General features: G+C 69.9%; 20 protein-coding genes. 6 read left to right on the plus strand and 14 right to left on the minus strand.

What is annotated here, in order from left to right:
* Positions 1-61 precede the first annotated feature (61 nt).
* The 12 genes from PMI01_RS20660 to PMI01_RS20715 all read right to left on the minus strand — a co-directional run bounded on the left by PMI01_RS20660 (position 62) and on the right by PMI01_RS20715 (position 11983).
* Entirely contained in the window at positions 62-1972 is a 1911-nt protein-coding gene (locus PMI01_RS20660; protein WP_007673618.1) for a cell division endopeptidase DipM, read from the minus strand.
* A gap of 113 nt (positions 1973-2085) precedes the next feature.
* Entirely contained in the window at positions 2086-2745 is a 660-nt protein-coding gene (locus PMI01_RS20665) for a protein-L-isoaspartate(D-aspartate) O-methyltransferase (protein ID WP_007673623.1), read from the minus strand.
* The gene (gene surE, locus PMI01_RS20670) at positions 2745-3554 is read right to left on the minus strand and encodes a 5'/3'-nucleotidase SurE (protein ID WP_007673627.1); all 810 of its coding nucleotides are present in this window, start codon (positions 3552-3554) and stop codon (positions 2745-2747) included. Before surE ends, PMI01_RS20665 begins: the two co-directional genes overlap by 1 nt.
* 175 nt (positions 3555-3729) lie before the next feature.
* Complete coding sequence (gene serS / locus PMI01_RS20675; RefSeq protein ID WP_007673634.1) at positions 3730-5025, minus strand: serine--tRNA ligase; 1296 nt, start codon at positions 5023-5025, stop codon at positions 3730-3732.
* A gap of 224 nt (positions 5026-5249) precedes the next feature.
* The gene (tatC, locus tag PMI01_RS20680) at positions 5250-6155 is read right to left on the minus strand and encodes a twin-arginine translocase subunit TatC (protein ID WP_007673637.1); all 906 of its coding nucleotides are present in this window, start codon (positions 6153-6155) and stop codon (positions 5250-5252) included.
* Positions 6152-6715 (minus strand): Sec-independent protein translocase protein TatB, encoded by a 564-nt coding sequence (tatB, locus tag PMI01_RS20685; RefSeq protein ID WP_007673640.1) that lies wholly within the window; start codon positions 6713-6715, stop codon positions 6152-6154. Before tatB ends, tatC begins: the two co-directional genes overlap by 4 nt.
* A 90-nt stretch (positions 6716-6805) precedes the next feature.
* Positions 6806-7030: a twin-arginine translocase TatA/TatE family subunit gene (locus tag PMI01_RS20690; protein WP_007673643.1), complete on the minus strand. Its 225-nt coding sequence runs from the start codon at positions 7028-7030 to the stop codon at positions 6806-6808.
* A 108-nt stretch (positions 7031-7138) separates the two neighbouring features.
* Positions 7139-7786: an SMC-Scp complex subunit ScpB gene (scpB, locus tag PMI01_RS20695; protein WP_007673646.1), complete on the minus strand. Its 648-nt coding sequence runs from the start codon at positions 7784-7786 to the stop codon at positions 7139-7141.
* 133 nt (positions 7787-7919) lie between these two features.
* Positions 7920-8744, minus strand: a complete 825-nt coding sequence (locus PMI01_RS20700; RefSeq protein WP_007673649.1) for a segregation and condensation protein A — start codon at positions 8742-8744, stop codon at positions 7920-7922.
* A complete protein-coding gene (gene nagZ, locus PMI01_RS20705) occupies positions 8741-9763 on the minus strand; it encodes a beta-N-acetylhexosaminidase (protein WP_007673652.1) in 1023 nt (340 codons plus the stop codon). Before nagZ ends, PMI01_RS20700 begins: the two co-directional genes overlap by 4 nt.
* Before the next feature lie 13 nt (positions 9764-9776).
* Positions 9777-10625 (minus strand): cell division protein FtsN, encoded by an 849-nt coding sequence (locus PMI01_RS20710; RefSeq protein ID WP_007673654.1) that lies wholly within the window; start codon positions 10623-10625, stop codon positions 9777-9779.
* 173 nt (positions 10626-10798) lie between these two features.
* Positions 10799-11983, minus strand: coding sequence for a deoxyguanosinetriphosphate triphosphohydrolase (locus tag PMI01_RS20715; RefSeq protein ID WP_007673656.1), 1185 nt, complete (start codon positions 11981-11983; stop codon positions 10799-10801).
* A gap of 78 nt (positions 11984-12061) precedes the next feature.
* Here PMI01_RS20715 and erpA point away from each other — a divergent pair, with 78 nt between their 5' ends.
* The 4 genes from erpA to PMI01_RS20735 all read left to right on the plus strand — a co-directional run bounded on the left by erpA (position 12062) and on the right by PMI01_RS20735 (position 15151).
* Positions 12062-12394 carry an iron-sulfur cluster insertion protein ErpA gene (gene erpA / locus PMI01_RS20720; protein WP_007673658.1) on the plus strand — a complete coding sequence of 111 codons (333 nt, stop codon included), beginning with the start codon at positions 12062-12064 and terminating at the stop codon, positions 12392-12394.
* A gap of 62 nt (positions 12395-12456) precedes the next feature.
* A complete protein-coding gene (locus PMI01_RS20725; RefSeq protein ID WP_007673659.1) occupies positions 12457-13410 on the plus strand; it encodes an alpha/beta hydrolase in 954 nt (317 codons plus the stop codon).
* Between the two features lie 67 nt (positions 13411-13477).
* Positions 13478-14266 (plus strand): exodeoxyribonuclease III, encoded by a 789-nt coding sequence (xth, locus tag PMI01_RS20730; protein WP_007673660.1) that lies wholly within the window; start codon positions 13478-13480, stop codon positions 14264-14266.
* A 45-nt stretch (positions 14267-14311) separates the two neighbouring features.
* Entirely contained in the window at positions 14312-15151 is an 840-nt protein-coding gene (locus tag PMI01_RS20735; protein WP_035037528.1) for a hypothetical protein, read from the plus strand.
* Here the strand turns inward: PMI01_RS20735 and PMI01_RS20740 are convergent.
* Complete coding sequence (locus tag PMI01_RS20740; protein ID WP_007673662.1) at positions 15102-16652, minus strand: MFS transporter; 1551 nt, start codon at positions 16650-16652, stop codon at positions 15102-15104. The two genes, PMI01_RS20735 and PMI01_RS20740, sit on opposite strands and share 50 nt — an antisense overlap.
* A gap of 167 nt (positions 16653-16819) precedes the next feature.
* On the opposite strand from PMI01_RS20740, the gene PMI01_RS20745 reads away from it, so the two are divergent.
* Together PMI01_RS20745 and PMI01_RS20750 are read left to right on the plus strand one after the other, a co-directional pair.
* On the plus strand, positions 16820-17689 hold the full coding sequence (locus PMI01_RS20745; protein WP_007673665.1) for a LysR family transcriptional regulator: 870 nt from the start codon (positions 16820-16822) through the stop codon (positions 17687-17689).
* 26 nt (positions 17690-17715) lie between these two features.
* On the plus strand, positions 17716-18552 hold the full coding sequence (locus PMI01_RS20750) for an SDR family oxidoreductase (protein ID WP_238537096.1): 837 nt from the start codon (positions 17716-17718) through the stop codon (positions 18550-18552).
* Positions 18553-18602: 50 nt separating this feature from the next.
* On the opposite strand, the gene ilvD is transcribed toward PMI01_RS20750, so the two are convergent.
* Complete coding sequence (gene ilvD, locus PMI01_RS20755; protein ID WP_007673671.1) at positions 18603-20333, minus strand: dihydroxy-acid dehydratase; 1731 nt, start codon at positions 20331-20333, stop codon at positions 18603-18605.
* Positions 20334-20355: the final 22 nt, after the last annotated feature.

Below are 20355 nucleotides of genomic sequence, written 5' to 3' on the forward strand. Positions count from 1 at the left end.
ACCCCTCACCCGACCTCGCTTCGCGAGGCCACCCTCTCCCGCAAGGGGAGAGGGAAAGGCATTACTTCGGCAGCACCAGGCCCGGATCGACCGGACGCGCCTTGTCCTTCGGGGTCGGGGCGTAGCGGACCTCGAAGTGCAGTTGCGGCTCGGTGACGCCGCCGGTCTGGCCGACCGAGCCCAGGGTGGCGCCCTGCGAGACCTGCTGGCGCATCTTCACCTCGGTGGACGACAGGTGGGCATAGGCCGTCACCCAGCCGTCGGCATGCTTGACCAGCACCAGATTGCCGAAGCCCGGCACCTGGTTGCCGGCATAGACCACCTCGCCGGCGGCGGCGGCGCGGACCGGCGTGCCTGACGGGGCGCGGATGTTGACGCCGTCGTTGCGCTGGCCCGTGCCCTTGGCGCCGAAGCTCGAGATCGTCTCGCCCTGCAACGGCCAGACGAAGCGACCGCGGCCGGCGGCGGTGATCTCGGCCTCGGTCGGCGGCGGGCTGCTGCCGATGATCTGGCCCGAGGACGGCGGCGGGGTGATCGGCTGGGCCGAAACCGGGCCGCTGGGACGCGGATAGTTGCTGGCCGGCGGCGGTGTATAGGGACGCGGCGTCGACGGGGTCGGCGTGTAGGGCGCCGGGGTGGTCGGGGTCGGCGCGGGCGGGTTGTAGATCGGCGCCGGGGTGGTCGGCTGCGGGGTCGGGCGCGGCGCGGGCGGCTGCGTGGTGACCGTGGTCTTCAGCGGACCCTTGTCCTTGTAGCCGGACGGCAGGCGCAGCTTCTGGCCCTTCTTGATCGTCGAGCCGACCTTGATGTCGTTCTCGTCGGCCAGGGCGGCGGGCTTGACGTTGAAGCGCTTGGCGATGTTGGCCAGGCTGTCGCCGCTGTTGGCGACATAGGCCTTAGCCGTGGTCGCCGGGCCCTTGAGCTTCTGGCCGGGCTTGATGCGGTATGGGGCCTTGAGGTCGTTGTCCTTGACCAGGTCGGCGCGGGTGGTGTCCAGGCCGCGGGCGATGGCGTCGATCGCGTCGCCCGACTTGACCGTATAGGTGCGGCGCGGGCCGGCGACCTCGACGACGGAACCGGTGATGCTGGTCGTGGTGACGCTGGTCGCCCGGGCCGGCGGCGGCTCGGACACCGTTTCGGTCATCCGCGACGGCGTCGAGGCCGGCGGCGTGGAGGCCGGCGGATTCTGGACCGGCGCACGGGTCGGCGACGAGGTTCCGATCGGCGAGGTTCCAACCGGAGCCTGGGCGACCGGCTGCAGCACCGTGCTCCGGGTCGGGCCCTTGTCCTTGTAGCCGGACGGCAGGCGCAGCTTCTGGCCCTTCTTGATCGCGGAACCGGTCTTCAGGTCGTTCTCGTCGGCCAGGGCCGCGGCGGAGACCGAGAAGCGCTTGGCGATGGCAAACATCGTGTCGCCGGTCTGGACCACATAGGCCTTGGCGTCGGTGGTCGGGCCCTGCAGCGTCTGGCCCGGCTTGATCCGGTAGGGCGACTTGAGGTCGTTGTCCTTGGCCAGGTCGGCGCGGGTGGTGCCCAGGGTACGGGCGATGGCGTCGATATTGTCGCCGGACTTGACGGTATAGGTCTTGGGCGCGCCGGTCACCGAGACGACCTGGCCGCCGACCGTGGTCACCACGACCGGACGCGGCGGCGGGGCCGGACGATGTTCGACAGGCGGCGGAGGCGGCGGCGGCGGCGGCTCGGCGGGCGTCACCGGAGCCAGCGGCTGGCTCGACACGCCGACGCTGCCGGGCGGCGAGGACAGGTTGGCGGGCGGCTCGTCGTCCTGGGCCGAGACCGGCGGGCCTTCGGGCTGCTGGGCGGCCGGCGGGGCCTGGACGATCGGGAAATTGGGCGTCGAGCGCCCGTCGCTGTCACGGGAGGGGTACTGCGCGCCGCCGGTGCTTTCGCAGGCCGCGAGGGTTCCAGCCGTCAGGGCGATCACCGCCGCGCGCGTCCACAACTGCCGCATAGCCACTCCTTTGCCTCGCGAGGCTCCAGACGCCGTCGCAAGGGTAAATCAATCATTAAACATCCCGCGCCGTCCCGAGAACCCGAGAACGGGACCCCGGCGTCGCCACCCGCCTATTCGCGGGCGACGCCGTCCAGGATCGGGACGAAACGCACGTCGCACAGAACTTCGACCGTGAAGCCCCCCTTGCCGTCGCCGGCATAGCGGCGAAGGCTCTGCACCGGGCCCTTGCCCACCGGCGCCACGAGGACGCCCTGGGGCTTGAGCTGGGCAAGCAGAGTTTCGGGTTCATCCTGGGCCGCCGCCGTGACCAGAATACGGTCAAACGGCGCCTGTTTGGGCCAGCCTTCCCAACCGTCCCCAAATTTCGTGATGACGTTGGTCAGGCCAAGAGTCGCGAAGCGCGCCTCGGCCTCCTTCATCAGGGTCCGGTAGCGTTCGATCGTGTAGACCAGCCGCGAAACCCGGCTGAGGATGGCGGTCTGGTAGCCCGAGCCGGTGCCGATCTCCAGCACCCGGCAGCGCGGCTCCAGGGTCAGGGCCTGGGTCATCAGCCCGACGATGAACGGCTGGCTGATGGTCTGGCCGCAGGCGATCGGCAGGGCCGAGTCCTCCCACGAGCGCTCCTTGAACAGGTCGGGCGTGAACAGGTCGCGCGGGGTCTTCTCGATGGCCGCCAGCACGGCCGGGTCGGTGACGCCCTGGGCGCGCAGGGCCTTCATCAGGGCCTGCAGGCGCGCCTCGGGCGTTTCGGGCTTCCTGGCCTGGGCCATCACGACCCCGTTTCCATCTTTGCGGGCTCCGCCTTGGGCGGCGAACCGCCGAGCAGGCCCTTCATCGCCGCGACCGTGGCGTTGTGGGTCAGGTCAATGTGCAGGGGCGTGACGGAGATGCGCCCGTCATAGACGGCTTTCAGGTCGGTGCCCTCCGCGGGGATGGACGGCTTGGCGATGAAGCCGGTCCAGTAATAGTCGCGACCGCGCAGGTCGGTCCGCTTTTCCATGCGCCGCATGTGCGAGTCGCGGAAGCCCTGGCGGGTGACTTCCACCTCGGTGACGTCTTCGGGGGCAAGGGCCGGGAAATTGACGTTCATGATCACGTCCTTGGGCCAGCCGATCTCCAGCAGCCGGCGGATGATCCCCGGACCGTAGGCTTCGGCGGTGGCCCAGTGGATGATCATCTCATCGTGGGCGAAAGTCATCGACTGCGACAGGGCGATCGACGGAACGCCCAGGGCCATGCCCTCGATCGCGCCGGCCACCGTGCCCGACAGGGTGACGTCCTCGGCGATGTTCTGGCCGCGGTTGACGCCCGACAGCACCAGGTCGGGCGCGGCGCCCTCGATCAGCTCCTGCACGGCCATGGCCACGCAGTCGGTGGGTGTGCCCTCGACGGCGAAGCGGCGCGGGTCGATGCGGCGCACTCGGATCGGATCGGCCAGGGTCAGGGCCCGGCTGGCGCCCGACTGCTCGTACTCCGGCGCGCAGATCCAGATGTCGTCGGACAGCGCCCGGGCGATGCGCTCGAGGCTTTGCAGGCCCTCGGCATGGATGCCGTCGTCGTTGGTGAGGAGGATGCGCATCAGTTCGCCCCTGCCCTTCTCCCCTTGCGGGAGAAGGTGTCAGCGAAGCTGACGGACGAGGGGGCGCGCTGGCGGTCGAGGAAGGCGGTTGAAACGATCTTCAACCCCTCATCCGACCTGCTTCGCAGGCCACCTTCTCCCACAAGGGGAGAAGGAACGACGCTCGCGACCACGATCACGCCGCGCCTCCGATATGAGTGATCCCGCCCATGTACGGAACCAGCACGTCCGGCACCGTGATCCGCCCGGTCTCGTCCTGATAGTTTTCCAGCACCGCCACCAGGGTGCGGCCGACGGCCAGGCCCGAACCGTTGAGGGTGTGGACGTAGTGCGTGCCCTTCTCGCCGGTCTTCTTGAACCGGGCGTCCATGCGCCGGGCCTGGAAGTCGCCGCAGTTGGAGCACGAGCTGATCTCGCGATAGGTGTTCTGCGACGGCAGCCAGACCTCCAGGTCGTAGGTCTTGCGGGCCCCGAAGCCCATGTCGCCGGCGCACAGCAGCATGGTGCGGAACGGCAGGTCCAGCGCCTTCAGCACCGCCTCGGCGCAACCGACCATGCGCTCGTGCTCGGCCTTGGACTGGTCGGGCGTGGTGATCGACACCAGTTCGACCTTGTAGAACTGGTGCTGGCGGATCATGCCGCGGGTGTCGCGGCCGCTGGCGCCGGCTTCCGAGCGGAAGGACGGCGTCAGGGCGGTCATGCGCAGCGGCAGTTCGGCCTCGTCGGTGATTTGCTCGCGCACGATGTTGGTCAGCGAGACTTCGGCGGTGGGGATCAGCCAGTGATCGACCGTCGTCTTGAACAGGTCGTCGGCGAACTTCGGCAGCTGTCCCGTCCCGAACAGCGCCTCGTCCTTGACCAGCAGCGGCGGACTGACCTCGACGTAGCCATTCTGCACCGTCTGCAGGTCGAGCATGAACTGCCCAAGCGCCCGTTCCAGCCGAGCGATCTGGCCCTTCAGCACCACGAAGCGGGCGCCGGACATCCGGGCGGCGGCTTCGAAGTCCATGCCGCCGAGGGCCGCGCCGAGGTCGACGTGGTCTTTCGGCGCGTTCAGGCGGCCGGCCGGCAGTTTGGACGCGTCGCCCCAGCGACGGACCTCGACATTGCCGGCCTCGTCCTCGCCCGGCGGCACCTCGGCGACCGGGATGTTGGGCAGGGCCGCCAGCAGGTCGCGCAGCTCGCCGCCGACCTCGGCCTCGGTCCTGGCGGCCGAGGCCATGACCTCCTTGAAGTGCTCGACCTCGGCCATCAGGCGGGCGGCTTCGGCCTCGTCCTTCTTGGCCTTGGCCATGCCGATCAGCTTGGAGGCCTCGTTGCGCTTGGCCTGGGCCTCCTGCAGGGCGGTCTGGGCCGCGCGCAGGGCCGCGTCCAGCTTGACCGCCTGGTCGGCCGCGCCCGAACGGCCCTTGGCCGACCAGGCGGCTTCGAAGGCGTTGGGATTGTCGCGGATGGCCTTGATGTCGTGCATCGGGAGCGCTCGAGGGAGAAGTCGTTGAGAACGGACCTCTCTAAGGCGCGTCGGCGGGGGCGCCAACACTCTTCCCTCTCCCCTTGCGGGAGAGGGTGGCCCGCGCAGCGGGTCGGGTGAGGGGTCGATGGCGGGCGCCGCCGCGTCGCGCACGACGTCCGACGTTCGGGAGACCCCTCATCCGGCGCTGCGCGCCATCTTCTCCCGCAAGGGGAGAAGGAAGATCAGACCGCCACCACGTCCTTGCCGGCTTCGCGCTCGTCCTTGGCCTTGCGGCGTTCGATCAGCCATACGCACCAGATCGAGATCTCGTAGAGCAGGCACATCGGGATCGCCAAAGTCATCTGGCTGATCGGGTCGGGCGGGGTCAGGATGGCGGCGGCGATGAACACGCCGACGATGGCGTAGCGGCGGCCCTCGCGCAGCATCTTGCTGGAGAGGATGCCGGCCATGCCGAGCAGCGACACCACCACCGGCAGCTGGAAGCACAGGCCGAACGCCAGCAGCAGGGTGGTCACCAGGGTCAGGTAGTCGCTGACCTTGGGCAGCAGCTGGATCGAGATGCCGGCCGTGGTGATCTGCTGGCTCAGCGAGAACCACAGCACGAACGGCAGCATGACGTAATAGACCAGCGCCGCGCCCAGGATGAACATCAGCGGCGAGGCCAGCAGGAACGGCAGGAACGCGCCGCGCTCGTTCTTGTAGAGGCCCGGGGCCACGAAACGGTACAGCTGCCAGGCCAGCACCGGGAAGGTCAGGACCACCGCCCCGAACCCGGCCAACTTCAGCTTGGTGAAGAAGAATTCCAGGGCGGCCGTATAGACCAGGCCCAGCGTCTTGACGTCGCCGGTCGGGATGGCCTTCAGCCCCACCAGGGCCAGCAGCAGGTCGAACGGACCATGATGGCCGCCGGACGCCTTCTGGGCGGCCAGCAGCTGCTGGGCCACGGTGAACGGCTTGACCAGAAACAGGAAGATCTGGTCGGCGAAGGCGAAGCAGAGGCCAAAGCCGACGAACAGGGCGACGACACAGATGATCAGCCGCATGCGCAGCTCGATCAGGTGGTCCATCAGCGGGGCGCGCGAGGCCTCGATCTCGTCTTCCGGATCGTGTCCGATGGCGTTGGTCACGAGGCGATGTCCGATTTTGGCGCGCGCTTGCGGGCCGACTTGGCCGGAACCGAGACGTCGGTCTTGTCGGCCTTGGCGGCGGCCCGCTTGGGCTTGGAGACGATTTCGACAGCCGGGGCCGGCGCGGGCTTGGCGGCGCGCGGCTTACGGGCCGGCTTGGCGACGATCTCGACGGTCGGTTCCGGCAGGTGGATCGTCGGGTCCGCGGCCTGGTAGGCCGCGTGCGGCGAGACCTGCACCGCGCCGCTGTTGAGGCTGGCGTCGATGTCGGCGAACACCTGGTCGACATGGCTGGCGTCGCCGGCCTGGGCGGCGGCGTCGCGCATCGGGGCGGTGTACTGCCCCTCGCGCATGGCCTGGACCTCCTTGCGCAGCTCGTCGAGCTCCGACTGGCGGGCCATTTCGTCGAAGCTGGCGCGGAATTCGTTGGCCATGCCGCGGATACGCGCGACGAACTGGCCGAGCTTGCGCAGCAGGACGGGCAGGTCCTTGGGCCCGACCACGATCAGAGCGACCGCGGCGATGACCAGGAGTTCGGTGCCGCCGATATCAGGGAGCATGGACGCGCCTTAGAGCGAGCGGCCAGGGGCCAGCGCGCGAAGTGAAACGGCCGCCCTCCCCTGCACGGGAAAGGCGGCGCGACGAATCTCCTACGACTTACGCAGGTCTTCTTTTTCGGCTTCGGTGCGCGGCAGGGCGCCCGTCGACTTGTTGGCCGAGACCTCGTCGGAGGTGTCGTCCTTCAGGCCGTCCTTGAAAGCTTTGATGCCCTTGGCCGCGTCGCCCATGATGCCGGACAGCTTGCCGCGCCCGCCAAACAGCAGGGCGACGACCGCGATCACGATCACCCAGTGGATCCAGCTCATGCTACCCATGACGACGATGCTCCTTGCGACAGCGGCCCATTAGCCGGTGCGGCGTGTCGTTACAATATCCCAGACAATATAGGCCGTCGCGCGGCGGGGGGCCAATGCTATCGGACCTCAGCTTTCCCCCAGGAAATCCTGCGCGAATTCGGGCGCCTCGTCGCCGTCCAGCGGGTCCTCGTCCTCGCCGGGGCGCAGGCCCATCGGGTCGGGCACGGAAAAGCCGGGCGGCAGGTCCAGCGACAGCAGGCCGGCGGCGCGCATCTCGGCGACGCCCGGCAGGTCGGCCAGGGTCGCCAGGCCGTAGTGCTCGAGGAAGGCGTCGGTGGTGCCGAACGTCACCGGACGGCCCGGCGTGCGGCGGCGGCCGCGCATCTTGACCAGACCCAGCTCCAGCAGCACGTCCAGCGTGCCCCGGCTGGCCTGCACGCCGCGCACGGCCTCGATCTCGGCCCGGGTCACCGGCTGGTGGTAGGCGATGATCGCCAGGGTCTCCTGGGCGGCCTTGGAGAGGCGTCGCGGCTCCTCGCGCTCCTCGGTCATCAGGAAGGCGAGGTCGGCGGCGGTCTGGTAGCGCCAGCGGCCGGCCACCTGCACCAGCTCGATCCCTCGGCCGGCGTAGCGCGCGGCCAGGTCGGCCAGACCCTGCTCGATGTCGGCCCCCTCCGGCAGGCGCTTGGCCAGGTCGGCGACGCTCAGCGGCTCGGCCGCCGCGAACAGCAGGGCCTCGATGCAGCGCTCGGTGAACAGAGGGTCGATGGTCATGCCCAGGTCCTCCCCCTGTGGGGGAGGCGATCGCGCAGCGATCGGTGGGGGGAACCTGCGAAGGTGGGGGCGCTCCCCCCACCGGCCCATTCGGGCCGCCTCCCCCACAGGAGGAAGACCTTGGAGGTGTTCGTCACGCCAGCGCCTCCAGCGGCTCGGTCCGCGTGCGCAGGTAGATGTCCGAGAACGCCTGCATCTGCCGGGCCTCCAGAACGCCCTCCTTCACCAGCTCCAGGCTGGCGGCCAGGGTCGAGGCCAGGTAGCTGGCGGGGCTGGGGCCGTCGGGGTCTTCCTCGTGCTGGTCAACCGGCGCGACGCCCGACAGGGTCGTCCAGTCGGCCATTTCCGGCAGCAGGCCACGCAGGCGGTCGCGGGCGTCCTCCAGCGGATAGGCCTGGGGCGGACGCGGAGCGTAGTGGCGGCCGTGCTCGCGTTTGCGCTGGGTGATGTAGGCGGTCATCAGGGCATAGAGGTCGCCCTCGAAGCGGGTGGACGAGACGATCTTCACCGCCTCCGGGTCGCCGCGCATGAACACGTCACGCTTGAGGATCGGCTGGTCCTTCAACGCCTCGACGGCCTTGCGCATCACGTCCAGCTTGGCCAGGCGGAAGGCCAGCTGGGCGGCCATCTCCTCGGCCGGCGGCTCCTCGGCCTTGGGACGTTCGGGCTTGGGCAGCAGCAGGCGCGACTTCAGATAGGCCAGCCAGGCGGCCATCACCAGATAGTCGGCGGCCAGCGAGAAGCGCACGCGCCGGGCCTGCTGCACGAAGGCCAGGTACTGCTCGGCCAGCTTGGTGATCGACAGCTGCAGCAGGTCGACCTTTTGGCTGCGCGCCAGGGCCAGCAGCACGTGCAGCGGGCCTTCGTAGCCGTCGATGTCGATGACCAGGGCCGCGCCGTCTTCGGCCGCGGCGTTGGCGGCCTCGAAGTCGAGGGTGGGCTGGAAGCCCGTGCTCACGCAAACTGTCCGTTGAACGCCGCGTCGAAGCGGGCGCGGGCCTCGGCGACGTCGAGCGGCTCGGGCACCTTGACGATCCGCGACATCACCGCCTGCACGCGGCGCCGGGCCTCGCGCGACAGCTTGCCGACGCCGGACATCACCGCCTTCATCTCGGCCATGTCGCCGTTGCAGTGCAGGACCACGTCGCAGCCGGCCGACAGGCTGTCCTTCGCGCGCTGCCTGAAGTCGCCCGACAGGGCCTTCATCGACAGGTCGTCGCTCATCAGAAGTCCGTCGAAGCCGATGGATTCCCTAATGATCTTCTTGATGGCCTTGCGCGAGGTGGTGGCGGGGCGGCCGCGGTCGATGGCCGTGTAGACGACGTGGGCGGTCATCGCCATCGGCATGTCGGACAGCACGCGGAACGGCGCGAAGTCGCGGGCGTCCAGCTCGGCCAGCTTGGCCTTGACCACCGGCAGCTCCAGGTGGCTGTCGGACATCGCCCGGCCGTGGCCGGGGATGTGCTTGATGATCGGCAGCACCCCGCCGGCCAGCAGGCCCTCGGCCGCCGCCCGGCCCAGGGTCGCCACCTGTTCGGGGGTGTCGCCATAGGCGCGGTCGCCGATGATCTCGTGGCCCTTGGGGTCGGGCACGTCCAGCACCGGCACGCAGTCGACATTGATGCCCAGCGACGTCAGGTCGTGGGCGATCAGGCGCGCGCCGAGGCGGGTGATCTCGCGGGCCACCAGCGGGTCGTTGGCCACCAGGGAGCCATAGGCCCGGCCCGGCGGGTAGGTCTTCCAGTGCGGCGGCTGCAGGCGGGCGACGCGGCCGCCCTCCTGGTCGATCAGGATCGGCGCGTCGTCCCGGCCCACCGTGGCCCGCAGGGCGGCGGTCATGGCCCGCACCTGGTCCGGACTCTCGATGTTGCGCCGGAAAAGGATGAAGCCCCACGGCTTCACGTCGCGGAAGAAGGCGGCCTCTTCCGCCAGCAGGGCGGTCCCGGCGCAGCCGAGGATGGCGGCGGAAATGGCCAAGCGCCCGACTCCCTTACTTCACGAAGCAGGATTTGCCGGCGGCGCTCAGGGCGTCGCAGAACGCCTTGGCGTCGGCCCGGCTGGCAAAGCCGGTGACGGCGGTGCGGTAGAGGGTCGTGCCGTTCTTGTCGATCGCCTCGACCCTCTTGCCCTTGCCGGCGGCCAGGCCCGGCGCGATGCGGGCGGCGTCGGACCAGGCCTTGTCGGCCAGGGCGGTCGAGGACAGGGCGCCGATCTGCACGCTGGCCGGACCGCCGGTCGAGGCGGCGACCGCGGGCTTGGTCGCGACGACCGCCGGCTTGGCGACCAGCGGCGCGGGTCGGGGCGAGACGGCGGCGGTGGCCAGGCCTTCGATGGTCGGCTGACCGGCCGAAGGCTTGGCCGTTGGGGGTTTGGCCGCCGGCGGCTTGGCGGCGGGCGCGGCCGAGACCGGCGCGCTGGGACCGGTCGGGACGGGCTTGGCCGGGGCCAGGGTGGCGGTCTGCACCGGCGCGGTCGGCGGCGGCGCGACCGGACGGGCCAGCGGCGTCTCGGGCTGGGCGGCGAAGGTCGGCGAGGCCTCGGGGGTCTCGTTCTTGTAGATTTGCAGGCCGGCCGCTGGATCGGTCGGCTGGGTCGCGCCGGCCGGCGGCGCGGACTTCATCGCGGCGACGGGCTCGCCCACCGTGCGCGGCGGCTCGTTGGCCCCCCGCACGCCGCCGCGATAGATCAGCAGCACCGCGACCACCAGCGTGGCCAGAACCACGGCGCTGAGGATCAGGGTCATGGGCAGGGGCCGCGAGCCGCGAACCGGTTGGCGCGCGTCGAACGAGAGCGGCGCATCGGTGGGCGGCGTATAGGCGCCGCGGTGGGGATCGGACATTCGCGTCGAGGCTCCAGAATTCCAGCGCGCGGATCATCCCAGACAGGACGAATCAGACGCGCGCGACCGCAGTTTATCGAAGCCCGAGCCTACCCAGAACCGCCGGCGAAAGCGCACTTTTGCTTTAGCGCGTCGGACACCGTCGTCGGCATCCAGCTCAGCTATCGCGCGGCTTAGTTCCAGACGTCCAGCTGGAACAACTTCCGGTGCTCTTCGATGGCGAAACGGTCGGTCATGCCCGCGATGTAGTCGCAGACCACGCGGGCGCGGCCGGCCTCGTCGCGATTCTGCGACCGGGCGAACCATTCCGACGGCAGGACGTCGGGCTCGGCCAAGAACAGGCTGAACATCTCGGCCAGAATGCGGCGGGCCTGGCTTCGCGTCCGATTGACGCGCCAGTGGCGGTACATCCGGGCGTGCAGGAACTGGCGCAGCCGGGCCAGGTCCTCGGCCATGTCCGGCGAGAAGGCGACCAGGGCATGATCCAGGGCCCGCACCTCGTCGGCGGTCTGCACGCCGGTGGCGGCGGCCCGCTTCAGGGTCTCGCCCATCACGTCGTCGACCATCGCCCCGATCATCCGCCGCACGGCCTCCAGCCGGGTCAGGCGCAGGTCGAGATCCGGGCGCTCGCTGCGCACGGCGGCCAGGATCGGGCCGATCAGCGGCACGTCCATCAGTTCGTCCAGGGTGAACAGCCCCGCCTCGACCCCGTCGTCGACGTCGTGGTTGTTGTAGGCGATGTCGTCGGCCAGGGCCGCGACCTGGGCCTCGGCCGAGGCCCAGGTGTTGAGGCCCAGCTTGTATTCGCCATCGTACTTGGAGATCGCCTTCCAGGACGGCTTGCCCAGCTTCTCGGTCACCGGGCCGTTGTGCTTGATGATCCCTTCCAGGGTCTCCCAGGTCAGGTTCAGGCCGTCGAAGTCCGGATAGCGGCGCTCCAGTTCGGTGACGACGCGGAAGGTCTGGACGTTGTGGTCGAAGCCGCCATAGGGGGCCATCTTGGCCTGCAGCTCGTCCTCGCCGGCGTGGCCGAACGGCGGATGGCCGATGTCGTGGCCCAGGGCGATGGTCTCGGCCAGGTCGGAATCCAGCCCCAGGGCCGTGGCCAGCGAGCGCGCCACCTGCGCCACCTCCAGCGAATGGGTCAGGCGGGTGCGGAAGTTGTCGCCTTCGTGGGCGACGAACACCTGGGTCTTTTCCTTCAGCCGCCGAAAGGCCGAAGTGTGGATGATGCGGTCGCGGTCGCGGGCGAACGGGGTGCGCGTGCGGCTCTCGTCTTCCGGGAAGCGGCGGCCCCGCGACTTGGCCGGATCTTCGGCATAGGGGGCGCGCGGAACGAGGAACGGAGACGACGACATAGGCGGCCTTTGCTGATCGCCCCCTTTCCCTGGGGCGCGGACACCCTCATATAGGCCAAGCACGGGTTTTCCACAGCCATGACCGACACCACCGTAACGCTTTCTCCCAACGCCGCCCGCCGGCTGCATACGATCTCGGAGGCCGAGGGCCATCCGGTGATGCTGCGCGTCGCCGTGGACGGCGGCGGCTGCTCGGGTTTCCAGTACCGCTTCGACCTGGTCGACGCCGCCGAGGCCGACGACCTGCGGGTCGAGCGCGACGGGGCCGCGGCCCTGGTCGACGTGATCTCGCTGGCCCTGCTGAAGGGCTCGGAGATCGATTTCGTCGATGAACTGGCCGGCGCCGAGTTCAAGGTGCGCAACCCCAACGCCAAGTCCAGCTGCGGCTGCGGCGTCAGCTTCTCAATCTAGGGTTTCGACGCTAGGCTTCACCAAACACCGGCCCACCCGAGCCGGGCCCGGGGATTCACGCCATGCTCGCCATCGCCCTTGCCGCCGCCGTGGCCGCAACCGCCGCTGCGGGCGTCGAGACCCCGGTCCAGAGCTTCGTCGAAATCCCCGCCCCCCTGAAGGGCACGATGCTGGCGCCGGCCGCCGGCGCCAAGGCCCCTGCCGCCTTGATCCTGCCTGGCTCGGGTCCGACCGACCGCGACGGCAACAGTCCGCTGGGCGTGAAGGGCTCGACCTATCGCCTGCTGGCCGAGGGCTTGGCCGCCCAGGGCGTGACCACGGTCCGCATGGACAAGCGCGGCCAGTTCGCCAGCGGCGCGGCGGCCGCCGACGGCAACAAGGTGTTCATCGCCGACCTCGCCGCCGACGCCAACACCTGGGCGGCCGACCTGAAGAAGCGCACGGGCGCGCCCTGCGTCTGGCTGATCGGCCACAGCGAAGGCGCCCTGGTCGCCGAGGTCGCCGGCCAGACCGGCAAGGACCTGTGCGGCCTGGTGCTGGTCTCAGGGGCCGGCGAACGGCTGAGCGACACCCTTCGCCGCCAGCTCAAGGCCGGCGTGCCCCCGGGCCCCCTGCAGGACCAGAGCCTGAAGAACATTGCCACGCTCGAGGCCGGCGGCGACGTTGACGCCTCGGGCCTGCCCCAGGGCTTGCAGATGCTGTTCGCCCCTCAGGTGCAGCCGTTCCTGAAGGCCGTCTTCGCCTATGATCCGCCCACGCTGCTGAAGGCCTACAAGGGTCCGGTGCTGATCGTGCAGGGCAAGACCGACATCCAGATCACGCCGGACAACGTCGAGGCGCTGAAGCGCGCGAGGCCCGACGCCAGTCTGGTCGAGCTCGACGGCGTCAATCACCTGCTCAAGGTCGCACCCCTCGACCGGGCGGGCAACCTGGCGACCTACGCCGACCCGTCGCTGCCGCTGGCGCCGGGCGTGGCCGAGGCGATCGCCGACTTCATCAAGTCCCATCCCGGTTAAATCCTGCCGTCCGACTTGAGCGGCCCGCCCATGCGCCCTAGCCTCCCGCCGCCGACTGGAGCCCTCGATGCGCATCGCCACCTGGAACGTCAATTCCGTCAACGCCCGCCTGGAGAACGTCCTGGCCTGGTTCGAATCGGCCGCGCCCGACGTGGCGGTGCTGCAGGAGATCAAGTGCGTCGACGAGAAGTTCCCCACCGAGGCCTTCGAACGGCTTGGCTATAACGTCGCCGTCCATGGCCAGAAGACCTACAACGGCGTGGCCATGCTGTCGAAATATCCGCTGGAGGACGTGCGGCGCGGCCTGCCCTTCCTGCATGACGGCGAAGTCGACGAGCAGTCGCGCTACATCGAGGCGGTGATCGCCGCCCCGACCCCGGTTCGCGTCGCCGGCATCTACCTGCCCAACGGCAATCCGCTGGGCACCGAGAAGTTCGACTACAAGCTGGCCTGGATGCGCCGGCTCCAGGCTCACGCCCAGGGTCTGCTGGCCCTGGAGGAGCCGCTGGTCATCGCCGGCGACTACAACGTCATCCCCGAGGTCGAAGACGTGGCCAATCCCGAGGCCTGGCTGGGCGACGCCCTGTTCCAGCCCGAGAGCCGCGGCGCGTTCCGGGCGCTGAAGAACCTGGGCCTGGTCGACGCCTATATGCAGGCCGACGGCGCGCCGCACGGCTATACCTTCTGGGACTACCAGGCCGGCGCCTGGCCGCGAAACCTGGGCATCCGCATCGACCATCTGCTGCTGTCGCCGCAGGCCGCCGACAAGCTGGCCGGGGTGACGATCCACCGCGACGAGCGCGACAAGGAAAAGCCGTCGGACCATGTTCCCGTGGTGGCCGAACTGGCGCTGTAGCGCCGCCCTCTGGCCCCAAACAGGGACTCTCGCTAGCCTGATCCCATGAGTGAACTCTGGCGTCTCATGGTGTTGGTGACGATCTCGGCCTCGGCCGTGACGTTCCTGGGCAGCGCCGCGATCTGGTTCATGGACGAGGACCGCCGAATCCGCCGCGCCCTGCGCCACGTGCTGAAGGGCGCGCCGGAGACGGTGATCGTCGCCCGGGGACGGGGGCGCGGCGCGGGCTTCAACTTCACGACCAACCAGGCCGCCGTCGCCTGGGACAGCGGCGCTTGGTGCCTGCTCTATCGCATCGACGAGTTGATGGGCGCCGAGCTGTCGGTCGACGGCCAGGTGATCGGCCGGGTGTTCCGGGGCGAGCAGCGCCGGGCCATCGACCAGATCGTCCAGCAGGCCGCCCAGGTGACCCTGAAGCTGATCTTCGACGACCCGCGCCACCCGGATTTCGAGCTGGAGCTGTGGCTGGAGGGCGACCAGCAGCGACGCGAGACCCGCTCGCCGGCCGACGCCATCCAGGAGGCCAACCGCTGGCTGCTGCGCGCCGACGCCATCGTCCGGCGGCCCCTGGCCCCCAAGGCCCAGCCGACCGTCCAGGCCCGTCCGCCGGCCGAGCCGGAAATCGCCCGCCCCGCGCCGCCCCCCAAGCCCTATCAGCCAGCACTGGAGACGGTGACGGCGACCGCGCTCCGCCCCACCGCCACCGCCCCGCTGTTCGACGAGATCGACACCACCGCCGATCCGATGGAGGCGCCGTGGGACGACGACCTGGACGACGACCCGTCGCCGTTCGCCGAGAAACCCTACAAGCCGGTCTCGAAGGCCGCCCGTCCGCCTAGGGGCGATCAGGACGAACTGCCGTTCGACCTGGACGACGAGGACTAGGCGCCGCCACGGGTCCAGGACCGAAGACAACCAGGCTGGCCGCTGCCAGGATCCAGACGCCGACGCCGCCATAGAGCATCACCCAGCCGAAGCCCTGGACCAGCGCCGCGTGCACCACCGCGCCGGACACGCCGTCTCCCGCCGACGCCAGGGTTCCGGCGGCGACGCCTTCGGCCATCGACCGCGCCCGCTCGGCGCCGAAGGACGCCGGCAGCACGCTGCTCAGGTGGGCCAGGACCCCCTCGACCAGGATGAAGCCCATCAGGGCGATATTGACCGCCAGCGAGATCATCCGGGCGCTCATGTCGATGCCCGACGCCATGCCGGCGCGCTCGTTCGGCACGGCGCTGGTCGTGGTGTTGGTGACGGTGGTGTTGGTGAAGCCCAGGCCGATCCCGGCCAGCACGCAGCCGGGCAGCAGGGTCCGCCAACTGGCGTGATCGGCGGCGGCGCCCAGCCTCATCAGCATGAAGCCCAGGCCGATGGTGAACAGGCCGGCGGGAATGACCAGGCCGGGCCGGTAGCGCAGCGACAGGCGCTCGGCCAGCGGCGGCACGACCAGGGTGGGCAGGGTATAGGCCAGCAGCGCCAGGCCGGCGGTCACGCTGCCATAGCCCAGGCCGGCCTGGAAGTAGATCGGCAGGTAGATCATGAACGGCCAGAAGCTGAAGTTCATGCCCATCGAGCCCAGCAGCGCGCCCGAGAAGTCGCGGACGCCGAACACCGAGAAGTCGAACATCGGGCGCGGGCTGATCTTCTCGGCGACGAGGAAGGCGATGAAGCTGGCGACCGCGAGGCCGGCGATCGCCAAGGCGGCGGGGCTGGTGAAGCCGAGGCCGGGCCCCTGGGTGATGAAATAGGCCAGGCAGAACACCGCCAGCGACAGGGTGACGACGCCGGCGACGTCCAGGCGCTCGGCCTGTGGATCGCGCGACTCCCGAACCCCGCCCCAGGCCAGCAGCAACGTCACGACGGCCAGCGGCGCGTGGGCCAGGAACACCCACTGCCAGTTGGCGACGGCGACGATCGCCCCGCCGACGATGGGGCCGAAGCCCAGGCCGATCCCGAAGATCACGCCCCACCAGCCGAACGCCTGGCCACGCTCGCGCCCCTCGCGGAACTGGTGCGACAGCACGGCGACCTGGCAGATCAGCATCGCCCCGCCGCTCAGGCCCTGCAGGAACCGGGCGACGATCAGCAGCACGGCGTCCTGCGCCAGGCCGCAGACCAGCGACGACAGGCCAAAGGCCGTGATGCCGACCAGGAACACCCGCTTGCGCCCATAGCGGTCGGCCAGGGTCCCGGTCGCCATCAGCACCGTGGTCACGGCCAGGGTGTAGGCGTTCATAATCCACTGCAGTTGCTTGAAGTCGGCGTGCAGCACCTTTTCCAGGGTCGGCAGGATGGCCGGGACGCTCGAGATCTCCAGGCCGAACATCAGCGACGACAGGCAGACGGCGGCCAGGGCGATCGGCCCTCGACCGGAGGCGACAGGTTTCATGTTCGGCCTTTCGACGTTGTGGCGGGCAATGGCGAAATCCGAGGGCGACGCGCTGGCGTCCGCCCCGGTCTTTCATGTTGCTTGACCAGGGCACAGATAGTCCGGGCTTGATCATCCCGAAATTGGATGGCTGGCTATTTCAGAGACGACGATTTCGAATAACCAGCATGACAACCCTCGACGTCGACGCGGTTCGGGCCTTCGTGGCGATCGCCGATCTCGGCGGCTTCACGCGGGCCGCCGAGGCGCTGGGCGCCACCCAGGGCGCGATCAGCGTCAAGCTGAAGCGATTGGAGGCGCGGCTCGGCCACAGGCTGATCGAGCGGACGCCGCGCCTGGTGCGGCTGTCGGCGCAGGGGGCGGTGTTCCTGGACGCGGCGCGCGACTTCCTGGCGGCGCATGAGCGGGCCCTCGCCAGCCTGACCGCGTCACGCCGCCGCTTCGCCCTCGGCATCGCCGCCCACGTGGCCGGGCCGGAGGTGCCGCACCTGCTGGCGCGGCTCAACGCCCACGATCCGGCCCTGACGATCGAGGTCCGCCTCGACAATTCGCGCAACCTGCTGGACGCCTTCGATCGCGGCGAGATCGACGCGGCGATCATCCGCCGGGAGGACGGCCGGCGAGACGGCGAGGTTCTGGCCCCCGAGCATTTCGGCTGGTTCGCGACGCCCGGCTTCGAGCACAGGTCGGGCGAACCCCTGCGCCTGGCCGCCCTGGCCCCCTCCTGCGGCGTGCGCGACATCGCCACCCGGGCCCTCGACGCGGCGGGCCTGGCCTGGACGGAGGTGTTCCTGGGCGGCGGTTCGTCGGTGGTCACGGCGGCGGTCTCGGCCGGCCTGGCGATCTCGGCCTTCTCCTACCGGCTCGCGCCCGCCGGCACGGTGGAGGTCAGCCAGCGCTTCGGCCTGCCCGCCCTGCCCTCGTCCGAGATCGTGCTGCATTCCACGCTGTCGGACGCCAAGTCCCGCGACGCCCTGCGCACGCTGGCGGCGGCCTTCCGGGACCATCGGGTCCCGGTGTCGTGCTTCGTCACCTGAGGCAGGACTGACCAGGATGGGGACCGATGCGCGCCGGCAGCAAGGATCGGGTCGCCGCGAGGCGTCGCCGCAAGCAAGGTCGCTCCACATCAAAGGAGCAGCGTATGGAATTGTCGGGCAAGACGGTCATCATAACCGGAGCCAGCAGCGGTATCGGCAAGGCGGCCGCCCTCCTGTTCGCCGCCGAAGGGGCCAATGTGGTGCTCGGTGCGCGACGCGCCGCTCCCCTGGAGAGCGTCGCGGGCCAGATCAATCAGACCGGTGGCCATGCAGCGTTCCTTTGCGGGGATGTGCGGGACGAAGGCTATGCCGAGGCGCTGGTCGCCCTCGCCGTTGAGACGTTCGGCGGACTGGACGGGGCCTTCAACAACGCCGGAACGGTCGGCGACCTGGGACCGGTCGCCGACATGACGCTGGGCGCCTGGAACGACGTTATCGGCGCCAATCTCACCAGCGCCTTTCTGGCGGCGAAGGCGCAGCTCCCCGCGCTCCTGAAGCAGGGAAAGGGCTCGATCGTCTTCAACGCTTCGTTCGTCGGCTTCAGCAACGGCGGCCTGCCCGGAATGGCGGCCTATGCGGCCTCGAAGGCCGGGATGATCGGCCTCACGCAATCCCTGGCGTCAGACCATGCGGCGGCGGGCGTTCGCGTCAATGCGCTGCTTCCGGGTGGGACGATCACGCCGGCGGGAGGCGAGGACAATCCAGAGTTCCTGGAGATGATCGCCAATCTGCATCCGATGCGCCGCATGGCGGTCGCTGAAGAGATCGCGCAGGCCGCCCTGTTCCTGCTTTCGGACCGCTCCAGCTTCATGACCGGCAGCCCGATGATCGTCGATGGCGGCATGTCGGTCCGCCTTCTCTGACGCGCCCGGACGCTACGCCCCGACAGGGTCGTAGCGTCCGCCGGTCATTCTCAGATATCCGCGTAGACGTGGGTCTCCGCCGCCGCGCCCGGGTGGGTGACGGCGCCCAGATAGGCCGGGCCGACCAGCTGGGCGAACTTCCAGATGGCGCCGCTGTTGTAGTCGGTCGTGCGCGGCGTCCACGCGGCCTTGCGGCGCGCCAGTTCGTCGGCCTCGACCTCAAGATCGATCGTGCCCTTGGTGGCGTCGATGCTGATGATGTCGCCGTCCTGGACCAGGGCGATCGGCCCGCCGGCCGCGGCTTCCGGACCGACATGGCCGATGCACAGGCCGCGCGTGGCGCCCGAGAAGCGGCCGTCGGTGATCAGGGCGATGTTCTCGACACCCTGGCCGTAGATCGCGGCGGTGGTCGACAGCATCTCGCGCATGCCGGGCCCGCCCTTGGGACCCTCGTAGCGGATGACCAGGACGTCGCCTTCCTTGTAGTCGCGGTTCGACACCGCCTCGAAGCAGGCAGCCTCGCCGTCGAACACCCGGGCCGGGCCGCGGTGCACCTGGTGCTTGAGGCCGGCCACCTTGACGATGCCGCCCTCCGGGGCCAGCGAGCCCCACAGGCCGACGACGCCGCCGGTCGGCGACAGCGGGTTGGAGACCGGGCGGATGACGTCCTGGTCGTCGCGCCAGACCACGTCGGCCAGGTTCTCGGCCAGGGTCTTGCCGGTCACGGTCATGCAGTCGCCGTGCAGCAGGCCGGCGTCCAGCAGGGTGCGCAGCAGCATCGGCACGCCGCCGGCCTCGCCCATGTCCTTGGCCACGTAGCGGCCGCCGGGCTTGAGGTCGGCGATATAGGGCGTGCGGGCGGCGATCTCGGCCACGTCCTTGAGCGTGAACTCGATGCCGCACTCGTGGGCCATGGCCGGCAGGTGCAGGGCGCCGTTGGTCGAGCCGCCGGTGGCGGCGACGACGACGGCGGCGTTCTCGAACGCCTTGCGGGTGCAGATGTCGCGCGGGCGGATGTTCTGCTCGATCAGCCGCATCACCGCCTCGCCGGAGGCCACGGCGTACTGGTCGCGGTCGAGATACGGGGCCGGCAGGGCCGAGGACAGCGGCAAGGCCAGGCCGATGGCTTCCGACACGCAGGCCATGGTGTTGGCGGTGAACTGGCCGCCGCAGGCTCCGTCCGACGGACAGGCATGTTGCTCCAGCTCGCACAGGGTCTTGGCGTCCATGGTTCCGGCCGCGAAGGCGCCGACGCCCTCGAACACGTCCATGACGGTGATGTCGCGGCCGTGGAAACGGCCGGGCAGGATGGAGCCGCCGTACAGGAACACCGACGGCACGTTGAGGCGCAGCATGGCCATCATCATGCCCGGCAGGCTCTTGTCGCAGCCGGCGACGCCGACCAGGGCGTCATAGCCGTGGCCGCGCATGGTCAGCTCGACGCTATCGGCGATCACGTCGCGGCTGACCAGGGACGAACGCATGCCCTCGTGGCCCATGGCGATGCCGTCGGTGACGGTGATGGTGCAGAACTCGCGCGGCGTGCCGCCGGCCGCCTTGACGCCCTGCGACGCCGCGTGCGCCTGGCGCATCAGGGCGGTGTTGCAGGGCGCGGCCTCGTTCCAGCACGAGGCTACGCCGACGAACGGCTGGGCGATCTCGCGGGTGCCAAGACCCATGGCGTAGTAATATGAGCGGTGCGGCGCGCGGGCCGGCCCCTCGGTCACGTGCCGGCTCGGGAGTTTCGACTTGTCCCAGCTGCCGTCGGGGTTCTTGGTCATGGTGTACGCCTTCCAAATCGTG

The sequence above is a fragment of the Caulobacter sp. AP07 genome, assembly GCF_000281955.1.
Classification (GTDB): Bacteria; Pseudomonadota; Alphaproteobacteria; order Caulobacterales; family Caulobacteraceae; genus Caulobacter.